The 20,905-nt window shown below is 65.4% G+C and carries 21 protein-coding genes; 19 read left to right on the forward strand and 2 right to left on the reverse strand.

Going from position 1 to position 20,905, the window contains the following annotated elements; all coding sequences use genetic code 11:
- Positions 1–287 precede the first annotated feature (287 nt).
- The 12 genes from HIM68_RS16920 to dapF all read left to right on the forward strand — a co-directional run bounded on the left by HIM68_RS16920 (position 288) and on the right by dapF (position 12,107).
- Positions 288–3,071: a DNA translocase FtsK gene (locus tag HIM68_RS16920; protein WP_172174405.1), complete on the forward strand. Its 2,784-nt coding sequence runs from the start codon at positions 288–290 to the stop codon at positions 3,069–3,071.
- 125 nt (positions 3,072–3,196) lie between these two features.
- Entirely contained in the window at positions 3,197–3,865 is a 669-nt protein-coding gene (gene pgsA, locus HIM68_RS16925) for a CDP-diacylglycerol--glycerol-3-phosphate 3-phosphatidyltransferase (RefSeq protein WP_172174408.1), read from the forward strand.
- Entirely contained in the window at positions 3,858–4,400 is a 543-nt protein-coding gene (locus HIM68_RS16930) for a CinA family protein (RefSeq protein WP_367647572.1), read from the forward strand. The genes pgsA and HIM68_RS16930 overlap by 8 nt, the downstream gene beginning before the upstream one ends.
- 177 nt (positions 4,401–4,577) lie before the next feature.
- Complete coding sequence (locus HIM68_RS16935; RefSeq protein WP_098731348.1) at positions 4,578–4,907, forward strand: helix-turn-helix domain-containing protein; 330 nt, start codon at positions 4,578–4,580, stop codon at positions 4,905–4,907.
- Positions 4,907–5,134, forward strand: coding sequence for a DUF3046 domain-containing protein (locus HIM68_RS16940; protein WP_139470110.1), 228 nt, complete (start codon positions 4,907–4,909; stop codon positions 5,132–5,134). Before HIM68_RS16935 ends, HIM68_RS16940 begins: the two co-directional genes overlap by 1 nt.
- Positions 5,135–5,255: 121 nt before the next feature.
- The gene (locus HIM68_RS16945) at positions 5,256–5,663 is read left to right on the forward strand and encodes a VOC family protein (protein ID WP_172174411.1); all 408 of its coding nucleotides are present in this window, start codon (positions 5,256–5,258) and stop codon (positions 5,661–5,663) included.
- Positions 5,664–5,854: 191 nt separating this feature from the next.
- Complete coding sequence (recA, locus tag HIM68_RS16950; protein WP_139908395.1) at positions 5,855–6,946, forward strand: recombinase RecA; 1,092 nt, start codon at positions 5,855–5,857, stop codon at positions 6,944–6,946.
- Positions 6,927–7,916: a regulatory protein RecX gene (locus HIM68_RS19085; protein WP_253904030.1), complete on the forward strand. Its 990-nt coding sequence runs from the start codon at positions 6,927–6,929 to the stop codon at positions 7,914–7,916. The genes recA and HIM68_RS19085 overlap by 20 nt, the downstream gene beginning before the upstream one ends.
- Before the next feature lie 35 nt (positions 7,917–7,951).
- Positions 7,952–9,448, forward strand: a complete 1,497-nt coding sequence (gene miaB / locus HIM68_RS16960; RefSeq protein ID WP_172174414.1) for a tRNA (N6-isopentenyl adenosine(37)-C2)-methylthiotransferase MiaB — start codon at positions 7,952–7,954, stop codon at positions 9,446–9,448.
- A 1-nt stretch (position 9,449) separates the two neighbouring features.
- Positions 9,450–10,115: a hypothetical protein gene (locus HIM68_RS16965; RefSeq protein ID WP_172174417.1), complete on the forward strand. Its 666-nt coding sequence runs from the start codon at positions 9,450–9,452 to the stop codon at positions 10,113–10,115.
- 6 nt (positions 10,116–10,121) lie between these two features.
- Positions 10,122–11,042, forward strand: coding sequence for a tRNA (adenosine(37)-N6)-dimethylallyltransferase MiaA (gene miaA, locus HIM68_RS16970; protein WP_172174420.1), 921 nt, complete (start codon positions 10,122–10,124; stop codon positions 11,040–11,042).
- A 75-nt stretch (positions 11,043–11,117) separates the two neighbouring features.
- Complete coding sequence (gene dapF, locus HIM68_RS16975; protein ID WP_172174422.1) at positions 11,118–12,107, forward strand: diaminopimelate epimerase; 990 nt, start codon at positions 11,118–11,120, stop codon at positions 12,105–12,107.
- A 2-nt stretch (positions 12,108–12,109) separates the two neighbouring features.
- On the opposite strand, the gene HIM68_RS16980 is transcribed toward dapF, so the two are convergent.
- Positions 12,110–12,724 carry a methyltransferase gene (locus tag HIM68_RS16980; protein WP_172174424.1) on the reverse strand — a complete coding sequence of 205 codons (615 nt, stop codon included), beginning with the start codon at positions 12,722–12,724 and terminating at the stop codon, positions 12,110–12,112.
- A gap of 129 nt (positions 12,725–12,853) precedes the next feature.
- On the opposite strand from HIM68_RS16980, the gene hflX reads away from it, so the two are divergent.
- Both hflX and HIM68_RS16990 read left to right on the forward strand, forming a co-directional pair.
- Positions 12,854–14,326 (forward strand): GTPase HflX, encoded by a 1,473-nt coding sequence (hflX, locus tag HIM68_RS16985; RefSeq protein ID WP_172174427.1) that lies wholly within the window; start codon positions 12,854–12,856, stop codon positions 14,324–14,326.
- A complete protein-coding gene (locus HIM68_RS16990) occupies positions 14,323–16,293 on the forward strand; it encodes an ATP-dependent DNA helicase (protein ID WP_172174430.1) in 1,971 nt (656 codons plus the stop codon). Before hflX ends, HIM68_RS16990 begins: the two co-directional genes overlap by 4 nt.
- Before the next feature lie 66 nt (positions 16,294–16,359).
- Here the strand turns inward: HIM68_RS16990 and lexA are convergent, their stop codons facing one another.
- Positions 16,360–17,115, reverse strand: coding sequence for a transcriptional repressor LexA (gene lexA, locus HIM68_RS16995; RefSeq protein WP_092012603.1), 756 nt, complete (start codon positions 17,113–17,115; stop codon positions 16,360–16,362).
- 234 nt (positions 17,116–17,349) lie between these two features.
- On the opposite strand from lexA, the gene HIM68_RS17000 reads away from it, so the two are divergent.
- From HIM68_RS17000 to hisH, 5 genes are all read left to right on the forward strand, one after another.
- Positions 17,350–17,688, forward strand: a complete 339-nt coding sequence (locus tag HIM68_RS17000; protein WP_062244074.1) for a LysM peptidoglycan-binding domain-containing protein — start codon at positions 17,350–17,352, stop codon at positions 17,686–17,688.
- 138 nt (positions 17,689–17,826) lie between these two features.
- Positions 17,827–19,005, forward strand: coding sequence for a histidinol-phosphate transaminase (locus tag HIM68_RS17005; RefSeq protein WP_367647573.1), 1,179 nt, complete (start codon positions 17,827–17,829; stop codon positions 19,003–19,005).
- Positions 19,002–19,598, forward strand: coding sequence for an imidazoleglycerol-phosphate dehydratase HisB (gene hisB, locus HIM68_RS17010; RefSeq protein WP_172174436.1), 597 nt, complete (start codon positions 19,002–19,004; stop codon positions 19,596–19,598). The genes HIM68_RS17005 and hisB overlap by 4 nt, the downstream gene beginning before the upstream one ends.
- Positions 19,595–20,197, forward strand: coding sequence for a hypothetical protein (locus HIM68_RS17015; RefSeq protein ID WP_139470129.1), 603 nt, complete (start codon positions 19,595–19,597; stop codon positions 20,195–20,197). Before hisB ends, HIM68_RS17015 begins: the two co-directional genes overlap by 4 nt.
- Entirely contained in the window at positions 20,194–20,868 is a 675-nt protein-coding gene (gene hisH, locus HIM68_RS17020; protein WP_172174439.1) for an imidazole glycerol phosphate synthase subunit HisH, read from the forward strand. Before HIM68_RS17015 ends, hisH begins: the two co-directional genes overlap by 4 nt.
- The last annotated feature ends 37 nt before the right edge of the window (positions 20,869–20,905 follow it).

Genomic DNA, 20,905 nt, shown 5'->3' on the forward strand with positions numbered 1-20,905 from the left:
GCACACTTAGCTTGCTCACGGCCGCAAAATCGCATGTTCCGGGCTAGCGCAGCCGCAGTGACACGCGGAGCCGAACATCGCCCCTGGTGGCACGCCGAAACCTGCGGATTTGCTGGGCAGGAGCGCAATATCGTCCTAAGATGAGAGACATGGCGACCAGAACGACTTCCCCCGCTTCTGGTTCCGGGAAACGCACAGCGCGCAAAAACGCTGGTCGGTCCGGTCAAGCGGGGACCGAAGAACCCGGGACAAACGTTGTCACCGGTGCATGGAGGGGAGTGGCCCACATGGCCGGAAACCGTGCGCGAAAGACTCTCAGCGACGAACCGACCGATCAATCACCGACGAAGCGGGACGGCACAGCCTTCTTCCTCATCGGACTCTCGATCATCATCGCCGCCTTCGAATGGTGGAACATCCCCGGCGCGATCAGCGACGGCGTCCGCGGAATCGTCGAAGGCACCTTCGGCCGGGTGGCACTCGCCCTGCCGGTGGTCTTCACCTGCTACGCGATCCGCCTGTTCCTGCGCGGCGACGACAACCGCGGCAACAACCGCATCCTCATCGGGATGATCTTCGGCCTGCTCGCAGCCTCGGGCCTGGCCCATATCGCCGCCGGCAACCCGACCTTCACGAACTCCCGAGAAGCCATGGCCAACGGGGGAGGCGCGCTCGGATTCGTCGTGTCCTCACCACTGGTCGTTGCGACCACCGTGTACGTAGCGGTGCCGCTGCTCGTCCTCCTCGGGCTGTTCTCCCTGCTCGTCGTCACCGCGACACCGGTGCGCGCGATTCCCCGTCGCCTCACCGACCTGTACTACCGACTCACCGGCGGTGCCCGACCCGAAACCGACGCCGAGGCGACCGAGACCAAACAGTCCGACCTCGTTGCCGAGAACGGCCGGACCTCCGACCTCAAACCCGTGATGGGCGCCAAGCGCCGCAGCCGGAAGAAGAAGACCGAGATCCCCGATCTCGACGCCGAATCCGCCGACGACGACACCGCCACGAAGGCCTACGACAAGGCCTACATCCACGAAGACGACGTCAGCGACGAAGAAGCCGACACCACGCGTATCGAGACCAGCCCGGAGCCGAAGCTCAAGCCCGGCCAGCGCCGGCCCACCAAGGCCGAACGCGAGATGGCCGAGCTGAAGAAGACCATCGGGATGGACGACGACGCCGCGAACCAGGCGAAGAAGTCCGAGCCCGCCGCCGCCTCGGCGCCGGTGCCGACGACGAACGCACCCGCACCTCCGCCCACGGAGCAGCTGCCCGAACGCGTCGAACAGCTCACCCTCGCCGGCGACGTCACCTACACCCTGCCCGCCTCCGACAACCTCCAGCCCGGACCTCCCGCGAAGGAACGCTCCGAGGCCAACGACCGTGTCGTCGAAGCCCTGCGCGATGTGCTCGAGCAGTTCAAGATCGACGCCGAGGTCACCGGGTTCTCCCGCGGACCGACGGTCACCCGCTACGAGGTGGAGCTCGGCGCCGGCACGAAGGTCGAGAAGGTCACGGCCCTGTCGAAGAACATCGCCTACGCCGTGGCCAGCGCTGATGTCCGCATCCTCTCGCCGATCCCCGGCAAGAAGGCCATCGGCATCGAGATCCCGAACACCGACCGTGAGAACGTGGCGCTCGGCGATGTGCTGCGCTCGAAGGCTGCCCGCAAGACCGATCACCCCATGGTCATGGGCGTGGGCAAGGACGTCGAAGGCGGATTCGTCGTCGCCGACCTCTCGAAGATGCCCCACCTCCTCGTCGCCGGTGCCACCGGTGCCGGTAAGTCGAGCTTCGTGAACTCCATGATCACCTCGATCATGATGCGCGCGACCCCTGACGAGGTGCGCATGATTCTCGTCGACCCCAAGCGCGTCGAGCTCACGATCTACGAAGGCATCCCGCACCTCATTACCCCGATCATCACGAACCCGAAGAAGGCCGCCGAGGCGCTCGAATGGGTCGTGCGCGAAATGGATGCCCGCTACGACGACCTCGCGAACTACGGGTTCAAGCACGTCAAGGAGTTCAACAAGGCCGTCCGCGAGGGCCGCATCCAGCCGCCTGCCGGATCCGAACGCGTCCTCCAGCCCTACCCGTACCTGCTGGTCGTCGTCGACGAGCTCGCCGACCTCATGATGGTCGCCCCGCGCGACGTCGAAGCCTCGATCCAGCGGATCACGCAGCTGGCCCGTGCCGCCGGCATCCACCTGGTGCTCGCCACCCAGCGCCCCAGCGTCGACGTCGTCACCGGCCTCATCAAGGCCAACGTTCCCTCCCGTCTGGCGTTCGCGACCTCGTCGCTGGCCGACTCGCGAGTCGTGCTCGACCAGCCCGGTGCGGAGAAGCTCATCGGTCAGGGTGACGCCCTGTTCCTGCCGATGGGTGCGGCCAAGCCGATGCGTGTCCAGGGCGCCTGGGTCAACGAGTCCGAGATCGAGAAGGTCGTCGAACACGTCAAGAGCCAGCTCACCCCGAACTACCGCGAAGACGTGGCCGTCGAAGCGCCGAAGAAGCAGATCGACGAGGACATCGGAGACGACCTCGACCTGCTGCTCCAGGCGATCGAGCAGGTCGTCACCACGCAGTTCGGCTCGACCTCGATGCTGCAGCGCAAGCTGCGCGTCGGCTTCGCCAAAGCAGGTCGCCTCATGGATCTCATGGAGTCCCGCGGAATCGTCGGACCCTCCGAGGGGTCGAAGGCCCGCGACGTGCTCGTGCGCCCCGACGACCTGCCGGGAACCCTGGCCATCATCAAGGGCGAGACCCCGCCCGAGGATTCCGGCGGCGCCCCTGCCAACGTCCCGACCGACGGAGTCCACGGCCAGTCCGGACAGACCGGTTCCGGGCACGCCTCGGCAGCCGGGGACTATGACGAGGAGTTCGACGACGACTACGGCGAGACCTCTCACAGCTCGGCGTCGGCGTACAGCTCGGCATCGTCCGACCGCTACGCGAACGGCGTCGGCCATGCCGGCGACCTCACCGTCGGTGACGTCGATCCGGAGACCGGACTCGAGGTCGTCGAAGCCAGCGGAGAGGACGCCTGGCAGCTCACCGGCCGCTGACCTCATCCGAACCCCACCCCTCGCCGAGGCGGCGCACCGTACCGACGGTGCGCCGCCTCGGCGATTGTCGTTGAGATGGTCCAGGTTGGAATGATCTGCTCAGCTCACTCCGATAGGCTGGATGCGTGAACGATCGAGTCGAGGCCGGAGCCTCTCAGCAGCCCTCTGCGGAACCGAGTCCGTGGAATGTCCCGAACGCACTCACGGTGCTGCGCATCCTCATGGTGCCCCTGTTTCTCGTGCTTCTGCTGGCAGACGGCGGCAACGATGTGACCCTGCGCTGGTGGGCGCTCATCGTGTTCCTGCTGGCCATGTTCACCGACTTCGTCGACGGCTACCTGGCCAGGCGGAACAACCTCATCACGAACTTCGGCAAGATCGCCGACCCCATCGCCGACAAGTCGCTCATGGCGGCCGCGCTCATCGGTCTGGCGATCATCGTCGAACTGCCGTGGTGGGTGCCCGTGATCATCCTCGTCCGCGAATTCGGCATCACCGTGCTGCGGTTCTTCATGATCCGCATCGCCGTCATGCCCGCCTCACGCGGAGGCAAGATCAAGACCGTGCTGCAGACCGCTGCGATCGGACTTTTCCTGCTGGTCTTCCCGCTCTCGGACGTGGTGCCCTCCGTCGTCTACGTCATCCTCCTCGTCTTCGCCTGGATCATCATGACCGCGGCCATCGTCGTCACCATCGTCACCGGCGTCGACTACTGCGTGCAGGCGGCGAAGCTGTACAAGGACGCGAAGAGCGGTGGGAGCACGCAGACCGGCGGGGACGCGCAGCGTGGCTGAGTCCGAGCGAATGGCGACCGCGCGTCGCATCATCTCCACCTGTACTCGATTGGGGATCTCGCTGGCGTCGGCAGAGTCGCTGACCGGGGGACGCTTCGTCGCCTCACTCGTCGATGTGCCGGGGGCCTCCGCCGTGGTGCGCGGGGGACTGGTCACCTACGCCACCGACCTCAAGGCGAGCCTGGCCGGAGTCGATGCCGACCACCTCGAGGAGACCGGACCGATCGACCCGGTCGTCGCCGCGCAGATGGCCGTTGGTACGGCCGTGCAGTGCGTCGCCGATATCGGGATCTCCTGCACCGGCGTCGCCGGTCCCGATCCGCAGGACGACAAGCCGGTCGGACTCGTCTACACGGCGATCGCCTTCGGCGGGAAGGCGAAGGTCTTCGAACACGAGTTCACCGGCGACCGCGATTCCATCCGCAGCCAGACCGTGCAGGCGATGGCCGTCAACCTCGACGAATTCGTCGGCGAACTCGCCTTCGGGCCCGAGGCCGGGCAGGCGTCGAATACTGGCGAGGACGTCACGGAATAAGTTCGTCTGCTGTGGGGTTGACCGGGTGATGACCATCGGACGAAAATTCTCCAAAGTCTTCGAATGGACTGGCAATACCATCCGCTCGGGGCACCAGGTTGGTGCTGTGTCACGGCCAGGTTGTAAAGTTATTGGAACTACGTTGACGGGACGCGCTGACAAAGGGAGGGCCGCGTTATGTTACTGAGAGTCGAAATCGGCGACGCACTTCGTTCCGCCCGCCGTCGTCAAGGACGCACCCTTCGCGATGTCTCGACCGGGGCCAGCGTTTCGCTCGGCTACCTCAGCGAAATCGAGCGCGGACAGAAGGAAGCCTCCTCGGAGCTGCTGTCGGCGATCTGCGAAGCACTCGACCTGCCGCTGTCGGCACTGCTGTCGTCTGTGTCCGATCGCTTCGCTCTCGAAGAAGGCGTGCAGATCCCCGACACCATTCCGCAGGAGCTCTCGGACAAGGTCCTCGGTCACCCCGAGGGATACTCTGCTCCGCGGCTGGCCGCCAAGCCCTGATGCGGCACACGCTCTACTGGATCCTCATGAACGAGGAGTTCGGTGAGGCTCGCGCCGCCTCCCTGCACACCGACCTCACTCTGAGCTCCTTGGGTTCGCGGACCGCGGCCCAGGCATTCGAAGCCGGAGTCGAACCCCGCGACATCTGGACCGCCGTCTGCGATTCCATGGGTGTTCCCGAATCTCGGCGCCTCGGCAAGGAGAAGCCGCGCTCAACTCCGTTCTGACCGAGGCTCGACGCCGTTCTGCTGGATCGGAGCTGCCTCGCACCGTATGTGACTCTGTCTGCTCGGAACAGCGCCGGTCGTTCTCTGTCGGCGCCGTGCCGGTCGAGTGTAGACTGACCGCATGAATCAGGCCGTCCCGTTCATCACTTTTCAGCCCAGCCGTGGCCAGAGCGCTGCCGAGGCCATGGACACCTACGTCGAGCTCTTCGCCGACGGGCGAGTGATCCTCGACAATCGGTACGGTCCCGACGGTCCGGGCGCCGAGGGCACGGTCATCATGTCCGAGATCGAGATCGCCGGACAGAGACTGCGCTTCAGCGACAGCTTCGTCGCACACGAGTGGGACATCACCCCTGGCGTGTCACTCATGGTCGACTGCGAATCGGCCGAGGAGCTCGAACGCCTCTTCACCGCACTGAGCGCAGACGGAACTGTGTTCATGCCGCTCGACGACTACGGATTCGGCCCGTTCGGGTGGGTGGGGGACCGCTTCGGCCTCACCTGGCAGCTGGGTCTGGCCCAGGCCTGACTCTCGCGGAGACACGCGACACACCCGAATATATAGAACACCTGTTCCCATGTGGGTTATCCTGGTGAGGAATCACGGGACCTGTGACCACGAGTGGCTGGTTATCCACGGGGGAATCGCTTCCTCTGTCGTTATGTCAGTGCCATCTTCTAGCCTTGGTCTCAACGGAAAAGCAACGAAGAGGAGACGTCATGGCACGTACACCCAAGAACCTTCAGGTTCCCACCGGCGGAGACAAGTCGAAGGCACTCGAAGCCGCAATGGGCCAGATCGATCGCAATTACGGCAAGGGCGCGATCATGCGCCTCGGCGACGGTGTGCGTGAGCCCATCGCCTCCATCCCGACCGGTTCGGTCGCACTCGATATCGCTCTGGGCATCGGCGGTCTGCCGCGCGGTCGCGTCGTCGAGATCTACGGTCCGGAATCCTCCGGTAAGACGACCGTGGCTCTCCACGCCGTCGCAAACGCACAGAAGGCCGGCGGAATCGCCGGGTTCATCGATGCCGAGCACGCACTCGACCCCGAGTATGCGAAGAAGCTCGGCGTCGACACCGATCAGCTCCTCGTCTCCCAGCCGGACACCGGTGAGCAGGCACTCGAGATCGCCGATATGCTCATCCGCTCCGGTGCCCTCGACATCATCGTCATCGACTCCGTCGCCGCCCTCGTGCCCAAGGCCGAAATCGAAGGCGAGATGGGCGACAGCCACGTCGGCCTGCAAGCTCGCCTGATGTCGCAGGCACTGCGTAAGATCACCGGTGCCCTGGCCCAGTCGAAGACCACCGCGATCTTCATCAACCAGCTGCGTGAGAAGGTCGGCGTCTTCTTCGGCTCGCCGGAGACCACCTCGGGCGGTAAGGCACTGAAGTTCTACGCCTCCGTGCGCATCGACGTCCGCCGCATCGAGACCCTCAAGGAAGGTCAGGACGCGGTCGGCAACCGGACCCGTGCGAAGATCGTGAAGAACAAGGTCGCTCCGCCGTTCAAGCAGGCCGAGTTCGACATCCTCTACGGCCACGGCATCTCCCGCGAAGGCAGCCTCATCGATATGGGCGTCGACAACGGCATCGTGCGCAAGTCCGGATCCTGGTTCACCTACGACGGCGATCAGCTGGGTCAGGGCAAGGAGAACGTCCGCAACTTCCTCCGCGACAACCCGGGCCTGGCCGAAGAGATCGAGCTGAAGATCAAGCACAAGCTCGGCCTGATCCAGGTCGACGAACCTGAGGAAGGCGCCGAGGCGGCCGGAGAAGCACAGACGGATGACGTCGAAGTCTCCTGACGCCTCGTCGACTGACGACGAGTTCGCCGACCGCGAGCCCGCCGCATCGACCGACACGGTCGGTGCGGGGGACTCGGGTCGGAGCGATTCGTCTCAGACCGAGACGCTCTCGCAGCTGCGCAGTGCGATCTCGGAGATCGACCAACGTCATGCCGAAGGAGAAGCCGGGTTCTTCGCCGGCCCCTCCGGACTCGACGACGACGATGTCACCGGTGGCAATGGTCGAACCGACAAACGAAAGAACTCGGGTTCGAAGCGCAAGAAGAACTCCAGCGACTGGAAGCGACAGCAGCAGACCCCGGACAACGGGTGGGTCGAAGGCGGTACCGACTCGACTCCGGACTTCATCGACGTCCCCGATTTCCTTGCAGCCGAGAACGATGGTCCAGATTTCCTGGCGAGCGATGGCGATGCCGGACCCGACTTCCTGGATGACAGCGACGGTCCACCCGACTTCACTGCCGGTCCCGGGCTGGGCTTCGACGACGACGAAGACGACGCCCCCGACTTCGACGCGGACTACGCGCAGGCGAAGAAGACGGCGATGAACATGCTCGCCATGCGCGATCACTCCAGCGACGAACTGCGCAAGAAGCTCCTCAAACGCGACCTCATGCCCGAAGCGATCGATGTCCTCATCGAGAAGCTGCAGAACTCGCGTCTGCTCAACGACGAAGAGTTCGCCCACCGCTTCGCACGGGCACAGCGCGAGAACCGGAAACTCTCCCGGTCCGTGCTCAAACGCGAACTGAGCAAGAAGGGCATCAGCCCCGAACTGGCCGCCGACGCAGTGGCCGACATCGACGGCGAGGAAGAACTCGCCCGCGAAGTCGCCGAGAAGAAAGCCGCCTCCACCAGGCGCCTCGACTATGCGGTGCGAGAGCGCAGAATCCTCGGCATGCTCGCCCGCCGCGGCTTCCCCTCGGCGATCTGCATCAAGGTCACACGGGAAGTGCTCGCAGAAGACTGAAACGGCACGTGGGGAACGGCTAGAATGGGTGCGCCATGACTGAACTGATTGACTCCCCGACGACATCCGGAACCACCCCTCGCAGCTACGAGGTCAAGACCTACGGATGTCAGATGAACGTGCATGACTCCGAGCGTCTGTCCGGACTGCTCGACGATGCCGGCTACGTTCAGGCGAACACCGACGACCAGGCCGACGTCGTCGTCTTCAACACCTGCGCCGTCCGCGAAAACGCCGACAACCGCCTCTACGGCAACCTCGGCCAGCTCGCGAAGGTCAAAGAGAACCACCCCGGCCTCCAGATCGCCGTCGGCGGATGCATGGCACAGAAAGACCGGGACACCATCGTGAAGAAGGCCCCCTGGGTCGACGTAGTCTTCGGCACCCACAACATGGGATCCCTGCCGGCGCTGCTCGAGCGCGCCCGCCACAACGAGGAAGCCCAGGTCGAGATCCTCGAAAGCCTCGACGTCTTCCCCTCCACCCTGCCCAGCCGCCGCGAATCCCAGCACTCCGGGTGGGTGTCGATCTCGGTCGGCTGCAACAACACGTGCACCTTCTGCATCGTGCCCAGCCTGCGCGGCAAAGAGAAGGACCGCCGCCCCGGCGACATCCTCGCCGAGGTCGAAGCCCTCGTCGCCGACGGAGTCGTCGAAGTCACCCTGCTCGGCCAGAACGTCAACTCCTACGGCGCCGAGTTCCGCGACAAAGGCGCATTCGCGAAACTGCTGCGCGCCGTCGGCAACGTCGACGGAATTGAACGGGTCCGCTTCACCAGCCCGCACCCGGCCGCCTTCTCCGACGACGTCATCGACGCCATGGCAGAGACCCCGACAGTTATGCCGCAGCTGCACATGCCGCTGCAGTCCGGTTCGGACACGATTCTCAAATCAATGCGGCGGTCCTACCGCACCAAACGGTTCATGAACATCCTCGACACCGTGCGCGAACGCATCCCGCACGCTGCCATCACCACCGACATCATCGTCGGCTTCCCCGGAGAGACGGAAGAGGACTTCCAAGGCACGATGGACATCGTCCGCCGTGCCCGCTTCTCCCAGGCCTTCACCTTCCAGTACTCCATCCGCCCCGGCACACCGGCGGCCACGATGGACAACCAGGTTCCGAAGGACGTCGTGCAGGAACGGTTCGAACGCCTCACCGCGCTCCAGGACGAGATCGCCTGGGACGAGAACAAAGCCCAAATCGGCCGTGAGGTCGAGGTGCTCGTGACCAAACTGCCCCATGGCGATTCCCCACGACTGAGCGGTCGCGCCGCCGACAACCGCCTCGTCCACGTCGGAATCCCCGAAGGCGCCCAGATGCCGCGGCCTGGTGATTTCGTCACCGCCACCGTCACCGAGGCGAAACCCTACTTCCTCCTCGCCGACTCCGGATTCTCCGTACGCCCGTCCCGAGCCGGTGACGCCTACGACCGGGCTCAGGCCGACAGCTGTGGCGCACCGAGCCCCGGACAGGGTGCCGCCGGTGCAACGAACCTCGGCATGCCGACCATCCGCCCCCGCGGCTGAGATGGGCGCCTTCGCCATCATCCCGGCAGCTCCCGTGCTGCTCGAGAACATCGACCGCAGCGAGACGGCGCGAATGGCCGAACTGCGGACCGCCATCCGCGACACTGTGAAGACGCGGACCAATTGGGCCCTGCCCGTCGAGACCCTGCCACCCGTGGCCGGGCTCGGCGGCTGGGGAATCGATCGCGGCGTCGATACTCGCACCGGTCGGCTGCTGTCCGGGTCCGACTGGGTCGAAACCGTTGACACCCTGACGACGGATGAACGCAGACTCGCCGAGGCGGCCGACCCCGCCGTCATCGTCGCGATCCTTCACGCTCACGCCGCCGGCGTCGACATCGGACCGCTCGGATCGAGCGAGAACCTTCTGCTGCCGATCGACCTGTCCGGAGCCGCAACAGAGGACGCACCCCTGGCCCCGATCGACGGCGCCGCGGAATTCGATCATGCCGTCAGCGAGACACTCACCTCCGGGACGTCGATCGACACCGAAAGACTGCTCGACCTCTGCGACCAAGCAGAGGCCATGGCCGCCAACCTCGGTGTGCTGGCTGCAGGCTTCCGCCACGCCGTTGACCAGGGCGCGCGAGTCTCGACTCTGGAACCGGTCATCGACGAACGTGTCCACGAAGTCCGGACACTCTGCGGCACCGGACTCTGGGAGTGATCGCCGATGGCTGAGGACACTTCGCCGATCATCACCGTCGTCGGAGCCACCGCCACCGGGAAATCGGACCTTGCGCTGGATCTGGCCGACCGCCTCGGCGGGGAGATCGTCAACACGGATTCGATGCAGTTCTACCGAGGGATGGACATCGGCACGGCGAAGCTGCCGATCGATGAGCGTCGGGGGATTCCGCATCACCTCATCGATATCCTCGACGTCACCGAAGAGGCGAACGTGCAGGACTTTCAGGCACGTGCGCGGGCAGCGATTGCCGACATCCGGGGGCGCGGTCTGCGGCCGATCCTCGTCGGCGGGTCCGGGCTCTACGTTCGTGCCGCGGTCGATCATATGGAGTTTCCCGGCACCGACCTCGAGGTGCGGGCTCGCCTCGAGGCCGAGGTCGCAACAGACCGGTGGATGCTGCATCAGAAGCTGCGCGAACTCGACCCGAAGGCGGCCGAGAAGATCACCGTCAACGACCAGCGACGTATTGCACGAGCGCTCGAAGTCATCGAACTCACAGGACGTCCCTTCAGCGCCCAACTGCCGGACTATCAGGAGATCGAACCGACAGTCCATCTGGGATTGGGCATGGACCGAGCGATTCTGCATGAGCGCATCGCCACCCGAGTCGAGCTCATGTGGGACCAGGGATGGGTCGACGAAGTGACGCGGCTGCTCGACGAAGGGCTGGCCGACGGCAAGACGGCATCACGCGCCATCGGATACGCACAGATCCAACGGCATCTGGCCGGAGAGCTCACCGCCGCCCAGGCGAAGGAAGAGACGACGGTTCGCACCCGGCAGTTCGCACGCCGACAGGACACCTGGTTCCGCCGCGACCCGCGCATTCGCTGGATCGACGGCAGCGCCGCCGACGCCGAACAGAATCTGGCGGCCGCACTTGATGCGCTGGGCGATCGCTGACGGCATGGCGGCCGCATTCGACGTCCTGAACGGGCACTGAAGACCCGACTGGACGCTCACCGATAAGATGGAGCCATGAGCACTTCGGATACCCCGTTCGCCGCCTGGACCGATGTCAGCTTCGTCAAGGGGCACGGCACCCAGAACGACTTCGTTTTGCTCTCCGACGACGACAGCACACTGGAGATGCATCCCGAGACCGTCGCCACGCTCGCAGACCGACGCGCCGGACTCGGCGCAGACGGCATCATCCGCATCGTCCGCTCCGCAGCCAGCGGCATCCCGGGAGCTGCCGAACAGGCCGCCGCCGGTGCCGAATGGTTCATGGACTACTACAACAACGACGGCAGCCTCTCCGAGATGTGCGGCAACGGAGTTCGCGTCTTCGCCCACGCGCTTGTGACCAGTGGTCGCGTCCCTGCCGATGCCCGCGAGATCCTCGTCGGCACCCGTGACGGCATCAAAGCTGTGCGCTCCACCCTCAATCCGGCCCTCGGCGTCCAAACCGGAGACGACGTCGTCGACACCGGTACAGCCGGACCCGGATCCGCCAGCGACGCCTGGTACACCATCGACATGGGCGAATGGTCACTCGACCCCGCGAGCAGCGTACTCGTGACCACCGGCGGCATCGACGTCGCCCGTCCCGGACTGCGCGTGGCCACCGGCAACCCGCACACCGTCGTCGCCCTGGCCGAGAACGCCGAACTCGCCGCAGCCGAACTGCGTGATGCACCCGTCCTCGACCCCGTCCCGGCGCAGGGATCCAATGTGGAATACATCGTCATGGAACCGGCCCGATCCGATGTGGCCGGGGGAGAAGGCGCCCTGCGCATGCGCGTGTTCGAACGCGGCGTCGGTGAGACCCGCTCCTGCGGAACCGGAGCCTGCGCGGCAGCGATCGCAGCCCACCACTGGGCCGGCGAGAAGTCGCCTCTGCAGTGGAGAGTCGACGTGCCCGGCGGTCAGCTGCGCATCGAGATCGAACCCGACGCCGAGGGCACGAGCGGACGCGTCAGCCTCGCCGGCCCAGCCGTCCTCGTCGCCAGCGGCACGATCGGCTGAACTCAGTCGCGTTCGACCGTGAGCACGCGGAAGCCCTTCGACGAACCTGTGCGCACGACCTCGAAACCGTCACCGAGCATCCCGGCGATCCACTTCTGCAGTGAATCGGCACCGAGGTTCTTCGACACGACGAGATCGGCGCGGCCACCCGGGGCCAGACGTGGCAGCCACGTCTGCAGGAGTTCGTGCAGCGCTTCCTTGCCGATGCGGATCGGCGGATTCGACCGGATCGCTGCGAACTGCAGGTCGGCGGGAACATCCGCGGCGGTGACGGTGTTGATCGTATCGAGACCCAGCCTGCGCGCATTCGCCGCGGTGGTCTCCAGGGACCGGGAGTTGACATCGAGCGCCCACACTCGCACATCCACCTCGGCGTCCTGGGCATCCAAGGCCGTGTGCAGGGCGATCGGACCCCAACCGCACCCGAGATCGAGGATATCGCCGGCCGGCGGCTTTGGCAGATGCCGCAGCAGCACAGCCGTGCCGAGGTCGAGGCGAGTGGGCGAGAACGTGCCGGATACGGTTTCGACGGTGACGGCGCGGCCGGCCAGATCGAGGTTGAGTTCCCGTGACTTGGCCTCGCTGCTCGGCGATTCGGTGAAATAGTGCTCTGACACCGTTTCAGTCTAGACGGCTGTGGGAGAATTGATGGACACCACCGTCGGTGCGAATCGCCGCGACCGGTGGCAAGCATGACGACGTCCGCACGAGAAGTCCCGTGCGGGCGGCAGAGAACAAAGGAATGAATGACGTCTGAAGACAAGGAGCGTCGCAACGCGATGCTCGACCGTGTGCTCTCCCGAGGCGCCCAAGCCCTCGACGATCACGACACCACCCCGGGCGATGACCAGTTCGACCTCGCCGAGCGCGCCGCACTCACCCGCGTCGCCGGACTCTCCACCGAGCTCGAAGACATCACCGAGGTCGAATACCGTCAGGTCCGCCTCGAACGCGTCGTCCTCGCCGGCATCTGGAACACCACCCAGGCCGAAGCCGAGAACTCGATCCGCGAACTCGCCGCACTCGCCGAAACCGCCGGATCCGAAGTCCTCGACGCACTCATCCAGCGTCGCGACAAGCCGGACCCAGGCACCTACCTCGGCAAGGGCAAGGCCGCCGAACTCGCCGAGGTCGTCGCCTCCGTCGGCGCCGACACCGTGATCATCGACTCCGAGCTCGCCCCCAGCCAGAGGCGCGGACTCGAGGACGTCATCAAGGTCAAGGTCGTCGACCGCGTCGCGCTCATCCTCGACATCTTCGCCCAGCACGCGAAATCTCGCGAAGGCAAGGCCCAGGTCGAACTCGCCCAACTCGAATACCTGCTGCCGCGACTGCGCGGTTGGGGTGAATCGCTGTCCCGGCAGGCCGGCGGTCGTGTCGCCGGCGGTGCTGGAATCGGCTCCCGCGGACCCGGTGAGACGAAGATCGAACTCGATCGTCGCCGCATCCGTACGCGCATGTCGAAGCTGCGCCGCGAGATCAACGCCATGGCGCCCTCGCGGGAGACGAAGCGGAAGAACCGCGCCCGCCACCACGTGCCCTCAGTCGCGATCGTCGGCTACACGAACGCGGGCAAGTCCTCCCTGCTCAACCTGCTCACCGACGCCGAGGTGATGGTGCAGAACGCCCTGTTCGCCACCCTCGACCCGACCGTCCGGCAGGCCAAGACCGCCGACGGCCTCGTCTTCACCTACACGGACACCGTCGGGTTCGTCCGCAACCTGCCCCATCAGCTCGTCGAGGCCTTCCGCTCGACCCTGGAAGAAGCCGCAGGTTCGGATCTGCTCCTCCACGTCGTCGATGCGTCCCACCCGGATCCGCATGGTCAGATCCAGGCCGTGCGCGACGTCCTCAAAAATGTCGAGACCGGGGAAATCCCCGAACTCCTTGTGTTCAACAAGGCTGATATCGCCGAGGAGGCCGTGATCACCGGCCTGAGAGCGGAGTATCCCGACGCCCAGTTCGTCTCCGCCGTCTCGAAGGAAGGGATCGACGACCTCATCGAGGCCATCGAGGGCCGCCTTCCCGTCCCGGACATCGACATGACGGTGCTCATTCCCTATGAACGCGGTGACCTCGTGTCGAAGATCTACGCCCTCGGCACGGTCGAACACGAATCGCACGGCACGGAGGGCACCAGCCTGCAGGCCAAGGTGCCGACCGAACTCGTCGACGAACTGCGCGAATTCCAACGTCCGGACCTGGTCATCGACGAGTGAAGACTGTCGACACCCTCCTCGAATCCGCCGTCGGCGCCATCGGCGGATCGCCACGCGAGGGTCAGCAGGAGATGGCGCAGGCGGTCGCCTCGTCGCTGGACAAGGGAATCCATCTGCTCGTGCAGGCGGGAACCGGCACCGGCAAATCGCTGGCCTACCTCGTGCCGGCGGCCGAGTACGTCACCCGCACCGGCGGGAAGGTCGTCGTATCAACGGCGACCCTGGCCCTGCAGACGCAGATCATCCACCGCGACCTGCCCCGGCTGTTCAAGGCCGTGAAGAAGGACCTCGATCCGCTGCCTCGGGCGGCACTGCTCAAAGGCCGCCGAAACTATGTGTGCAAGCACAAGCTCGCCGGCGGGTACCCCGACGAGGGCGAGGGCATGCTCTTCGACCTCGGTGCCGACGCCGAGGCGGGACGCAAACCCACCGAACGCTCCGGTCTGGGGGAGGAGATCCAGCGGATCCGCACCTGGGAGAAGACCACCGACACCGGCGATCGGGACGACCTCCTGCCCGGCGTCAGCGATCGTGCCTGGTCACAGGTGTCCGTCAACGCCTTCGACTGCCTCGGTTCGAACTGTCCGCTGTTCACCGAATGCTTCGCCGAAATCGCCCGGAACAAAGCCGCCGAAGCCGATATCGTCGTGACGAACCATGCCCTGCTGGCCATCGACGCCTTCGGGGAATCGAACGTGCTGCCCGAGCACGATGTCATCATCATCGACGAGGCCCACGAACTCAAGGACCGGGTGACCAGCGCCCTGTCCGGGCAGATCAACACGAGTATGCTCTCGGCCGCGACGAGCTCCGTACGCAAACACACCACCGTCCAGGACGGAGTCGTGTCACTGCTCGACTCCGCCGCGGCGGCTCTCGAACGTGCGCAGGCCTCGGTGCCCGAGGGACTCATCCTCCACATGAGCGAGGCGCTCGGATTGGCCCTGGCACAGATCCGCGACTCCGCCCGCCAGATCATCAACGACATCGGCGGCAAGACCGAGGACGCCGATGCCGGCCGGCAGATGGCCAAGGCACGCTGCCAGGAGATCTTCGAACTCGCCGAACGCTTCTGTGACCCGGGCAAGAACGACGTCATCTGGCTCTCGCGCTCGACCTTCCGGGAGAAGGAGACGACGAATCTCGTCGTCGCGCCCTTGAGCGTGGCCGGCACCATGCGCAACGGCATCTTCGAGGAATCAACGGTCGTGGCCACCTCGGCGACCCTGTCCCTGGGTGGGAACTTCGACGCGGTGGCCGCCTCGTTGGGACTCTTCGGACCCGACGCCCCGAAATGGGACAGCCTCGATGTCGGATCACCCTTCGACTACGGCAAACAGGGAATCCTCTATGTCGCCTCCCACCTGCCCAAGCCCGGACGCAGCGGACTGAGCGAGGAAGCGCTGACCGAACTCGAGGAACTCGTCGAATCCTCGAACGGCGGGGCACTGGGCCTGTTCTCCTCCCGGGCGGCCGCAAACGCGGCGGCCGAACACCTGCGGAAGAAGTTCGATTTCCCGATCCTGCTCCAAGGCGATGACGGCTTGCCGGCGCTGGTCTCTCAGTTCACGGCCGACGACCAGACCTGCCTGTTCGGAACCATGTCACTGTGGCAGGGGGTCGATGTGCCGGGACGGACGAACCGTCTGGTCATCATCGATCGTCTGCCGTTCCCACGTCCGGACGACCCGCTCATGCAGGCGCGGGCACGCGATGCCGACCAGCGGGGAGTCAACGGATTCATGGCGGTGTCGGCCACGCATGCCGCCCTGCGTCTGGCTCAGGGCGCCGGACGCCTCATCCGGTCGACCAAGGACAGGGGAGTGGTGGCCGTGCTCGACTCGCGGCTGCGCTCGGCCCGGTATGCCGGGTTCCTCGTCAATTCGATGCCAAGGATGTGGCCGACGACGAACTCCGGTCTCGTTCGCAAGAGCCTGGCGAGGCTGGCCGAAACCGACGAAGGATGACGCAAAGGCCCGCGACCGAATCGGTCGCGGGCCTTTGCGTTCAAACTGCGGAGAGCCGACGGAAGATCAGAGGCGGCGGATGACGGCGACGACGAGGCCCATGATCTGCGCGTAGGTTCCGTCGATGGGTTCGTAGTTCTCGTTCTGCGGCATCAGCCACTGCTGACCGGCCTTGCGCTTGAGGGTCTTCACCGTGGCCTCGCCGTCGAGCAGGGCGGCGACGATCTGACCGTTGTCAGCTGTGTGCTGCTTGCGCACGACCACCCAGTCGTCGTGGCAGATGGCGGCTTCGATCATCGAATCGCCGACGACCTTGAGCAGGAACATCTCACCGGAGCCGACGACCTGGGTCGGCAGGGAGAAGACATCATCGACTTCCTGCTCGGCCAGGATCGGGCCACCGGCGGCGATACGACCGACGACCGGCACCTGCACAGTGTTGTTGGCCAGCTCCTCGTACTTCGCGCGCTCGGCCTCTTCCTCTTCGAACGGATTGACCACTTCGATGGCACGCGGGCGCTTCGGGTCACGGCGGACATAGCCGAGGCGTTCGAGCTGGGAGAGCTGATGGGCGACGCTGGAGAGGGAGGCCAGCCCGGCGGCCTTGCCGATCTCGCGCATGCTCGGCGGGTAGCCGTTGGTCACGACCGCGCGTTCGATGGTCTCGAGCACGAGACGCTGACGGGGAGTGAGGCGGAAATCTCCCTCACCGGATGACCCCTCAGGGATCTGCACGACGTCGTCATCGGTGCGAGCGGCAGCGATCTCGCTGGCAACATCTTCGTTGCGAGGCCTGCCTCTGCCTCGTTTGTTCTGAACCATTGCTCGTTCCCCTTCGTTCTATTCCCTGCCGCTGAACGCCGTGATCTCCGCTTCGGAAATTCTCGTGTCAGTGCCGACTGAGATGGTTCTGACAGATCAATCAACAACGCTGGTTCCCTCTCATTGTCGCATAGATGTTCGAGTTGGACTGGACATTTGTTCGATTGGCATGTTGAATAGAACAGACGTTCTACCGATTACTGGTGGAATCGTACGAATGAAAGAGGTAATGCGATGTCTGCACAGAACACCGAGCTGCACCTGACCCCTCGTGGACGCCAGGCTGTGCGCCTTCTCCGGACCCTGCTCGTCGCTCTCGTCGTCATCGGCGGGGCGGTCCTCCTCGCCACCCAGTCGTTCTCGGCCGCTGCTGTCGCCGAATCGGAGACGGAGAGCATCGGCATCGACGCCGAGTCAGTCGTCGTCGGTGAGGGCGAATCGCTGTGGACCGTGGCTTCGAATCTCGGCATCGACCGCGACACCCGCGATGTCGTTGCCGATATCGTCGAGATCAACCACCTGGACACCCCGACGGTTCACCCCGGACAGACCCTCGACGTCCCCGTCCGCTGAGGCCGGACCCTGCTCGACCGGCAGGGCGCCGGCCCGACCGGCAGCGCGCTGACCCGTTCGATCGGGTGAGCCGACCGGCGTATCTCGATGCCCGACCCGCCGCCCGGGCGGCGGGGGCCTCTCGGTAGAATGATCGCCGTGGGAAACATCGACTCTCTGCCAGTGCGTTCAGACCTCGTCGGCCTCAAGCCGTACGGGGCGCCGCACCTCAATGTGCCGGTCCAGCTCAACGTCAACGAGAACGCCTATCCGCTTCCGGACGTCGTCGTCGACAGCATGCGCGCAGCCGTCGACGATCATTTCGCCGGACTCAATCGATATCCCGATCGCGAATTCACCGCACTGCGCGAACACCTCGTCACTTATCTGGACGGTGTGAACGAACGCGCCGGTGACTCCGTCGACCTCGACCCCTCCATGATCTGGGCAGCCAATGGTTCGAACGAAGTGCTCAGCCATATCGTCCAGGCCTTCGGTGGCCCGGGCCGCACGGTCCTCGGCTTCACCCCCTCGTATTCGATGCACCCGCTCATCACCACGGGCACGGGTGCCGAATGGCAGCACGTCGAACGCAAGGACGACTTCACTCTCGATGCCGAGACGGTCGCCGCCGAGGTGGCTCGTGCGAATCCGGACATCGTCTTCCTGTGCACCCCGAACAATCCGACCGGCACCTCGATCGGCCTCGACGTCATCGAAGCCGCCTACGACAACTGCGCAGGGGTAGTCATCGTCGACGAGGCATATGCGGAATTCTCCCGCCCCGCCAAGTCCTCGGCCATGACTCTGCTTGAGGGCCGGCCCCGCCTCGTCGTCTCGCGCACCATGAGCAAGGCCTTCGCCTGTGCCGGACTGCGCTTGGGCTACGCCATCGCCGCCCCCGAACTCATCGACGTCCTCCGCCTCGTCCGTCTGCCCTACCACCTGTCCGAGATCACTCAGGTGCTGGCCTGCACCGCACTCGAACATGCCGAACTGCTGCTGGGCAATGTCGACCGTCTCATCGACTCGCGCAACCGTATGTCGAGCCACCTCGCCGAGGCGGGCTTCACCGTCCACGACAGCGATTCGAACTTCGTCCTCTTCGGCAACATCGCCTCACCGGCCGAGCTGTGGCAGAAGCTGCTCGACCGGGGAGTCCTCATCCGCGATATCGGCATCACCGGCCACGCCCGCGTCAACGCCGGCACCGAGGCAGAGACCGAAGCGTTCCTGACCGCCATCGACGACATCCTCGCCGAATCACCGGACGTCCTCGCGGACCGTCCGCAGTCTCCGACCACGTCATCAGCCGCCCCGACGAAAGGCACTCCATGAGGCAGGCCCAGAACTCACGCACCACGTCCGAGTCCACGGTGTCCGTGTCCGTCAACCTCGACGGCACCGGCACCTCGAACATCTCGACTTCCGTGCCGTTCTTCGACCATATGCTCACCGCCCTGTCGAAGCACTCGATGATCGACCTCGACATCACCGCCACCGGCGATACGCACATCGACGTCCACCACACCGTCGAAGACACCTCGATCGTGCTCGGTCAGACCCTGCGCGAAGCGCTCGGCGACAAGGTCGGCATCCGCCGCTACGGTTTCGCCGCCGTGCCGCTGGACGAGGCCCTGGCCCAGTGCGTCGTCGACGTCTCCGGTCGCCCCTATTTCGTCCACGAAGGCGAGCCCGAGGGCCAGCAGTACCACCTCATCGGCGGTCACTTCACCGGTTCGATGACCTCCCACTCGCTGGAATCGATCGCCTTCAACGGCGGCCTGACCGTCCACCTCGACCTGGTGCGCGGTCGCGACCCGCACCACATCGTCGAAGCCGAGTTCAAGGCCTTCGCCCGCGCGCTGCGCGAGGCCGTCGAAACCGATCCGCGCAGCGATTCCGTTCCCAGCACCAAGGGAGTCCTGTGAGCACGACCGTCATCGTGACCCCGTTCGGGGTCGCCCAACAGTTGGCCGCCGCGTGCGTGCTGTCGAACATCTCCGGCACCATCGTGCCGATCGGCGAGTTCAGCGGTATCGTCCTCGCCGACACGGATGTCAAAGCCGGCAACGAGGCGGCCGCAGCGATCTCGAAGCTCGCGGGCAAACATGAGGTCCTCCTCCTCGTGCGCAGCGAAGAGCAGATCGACGCCGGCCATTTCCGCCACGGCGCCCGGGAGTCCGATGTGCCGGCCGGGCTGGCGCTGAAGAACCTGCCCGATGTGCTCGAAGGTCTGCTGCTCGAAACCGTTGCCGCAGAAGATGTCGAAGGCAATATCCCGACGTCGTCGATGACGAAGCTGCAGGCCAGTGCGGCCACGATGAGCCCGGGTCGGGCCGCCATGGCACGCACGGCACTGCTGTGGATCATCGCCGCCGTCCTCGCCGGACTCGTCATGGCCTTCGGCATTGCTCTGGCCCTGGGCGGGAACACCATCGCCTGGGTCGTCGCCGCACTCGGTGCCATCGTCCTCGGGTTCTCCCTGTGGAGGATCTGGTCGGTGCTGAGCAAGGGGGCGAAGCGATGACGACTGTGGCCGTCCTCGACTACGGTGCCGGAAACGTCCGTTCCGCCGTGCGTGCGGTCGCCGCAGCCGGCGCCGAGGTCACGCTCACGGCCGATCACGATGTCATCAACGACTCCGACGGACTGCTGGTCCCCGGCGTCGGCGCATTTTCGGCCGTGATGGCCGGACTGGAGAACGTCGGGGGAGTCGACCTCATCCGGGCCCGCCACGAACAGGGTCGACCGCTGCTCGGCATCTGCGTCGGCCTCCAAGTGTTCTTCGCCCGCGGCGTCGAACACGGAGTCAAGACCGAGGGCATCGGACTGTGGCCCGGAGCCGTCACCGGCCTCGAGGCACCGGTCATCCCGCATATGGGATGGTCGAAGGTCAACGCTCCCGCAGACTCGGCCATGTTCGCCGGAATCGGAGACGAACGCTTCTACTTCGTCCACTCCTACGCCGCAACCGAGCCGCCGGCGAACGCGACGGTTACGACCGCCCGCCACGGCAATGACTTCATCGCCGCTGTCGAAGACGGAACCACCTGGGCAGCACAGTTCCATCCCGAGAAATCCGCCGAGGCGGGCGCTAAGCTCCTGCGCAACTGGCTCGCCTCGTTCGCCGCCGACAGCAGCCCGGGCAGCGGTTCCGGCAGCTCCGGCACCAACCCCACAGACTCACTCAGCTCCTGACCGAGCACACCGACTATGGTTGCCTCAAACCCCGTGG

Source organism: Brevibacterium sp. CT2-23B (assembly GCF_013168765.1).
Classification (GTDB): domain Bacteria; phylum Actinomycetota; class Actinomycetes; order Actinomycetales; family Brevibacteriaceae; genus Brevibacterium; species Brevibacterium sediminis.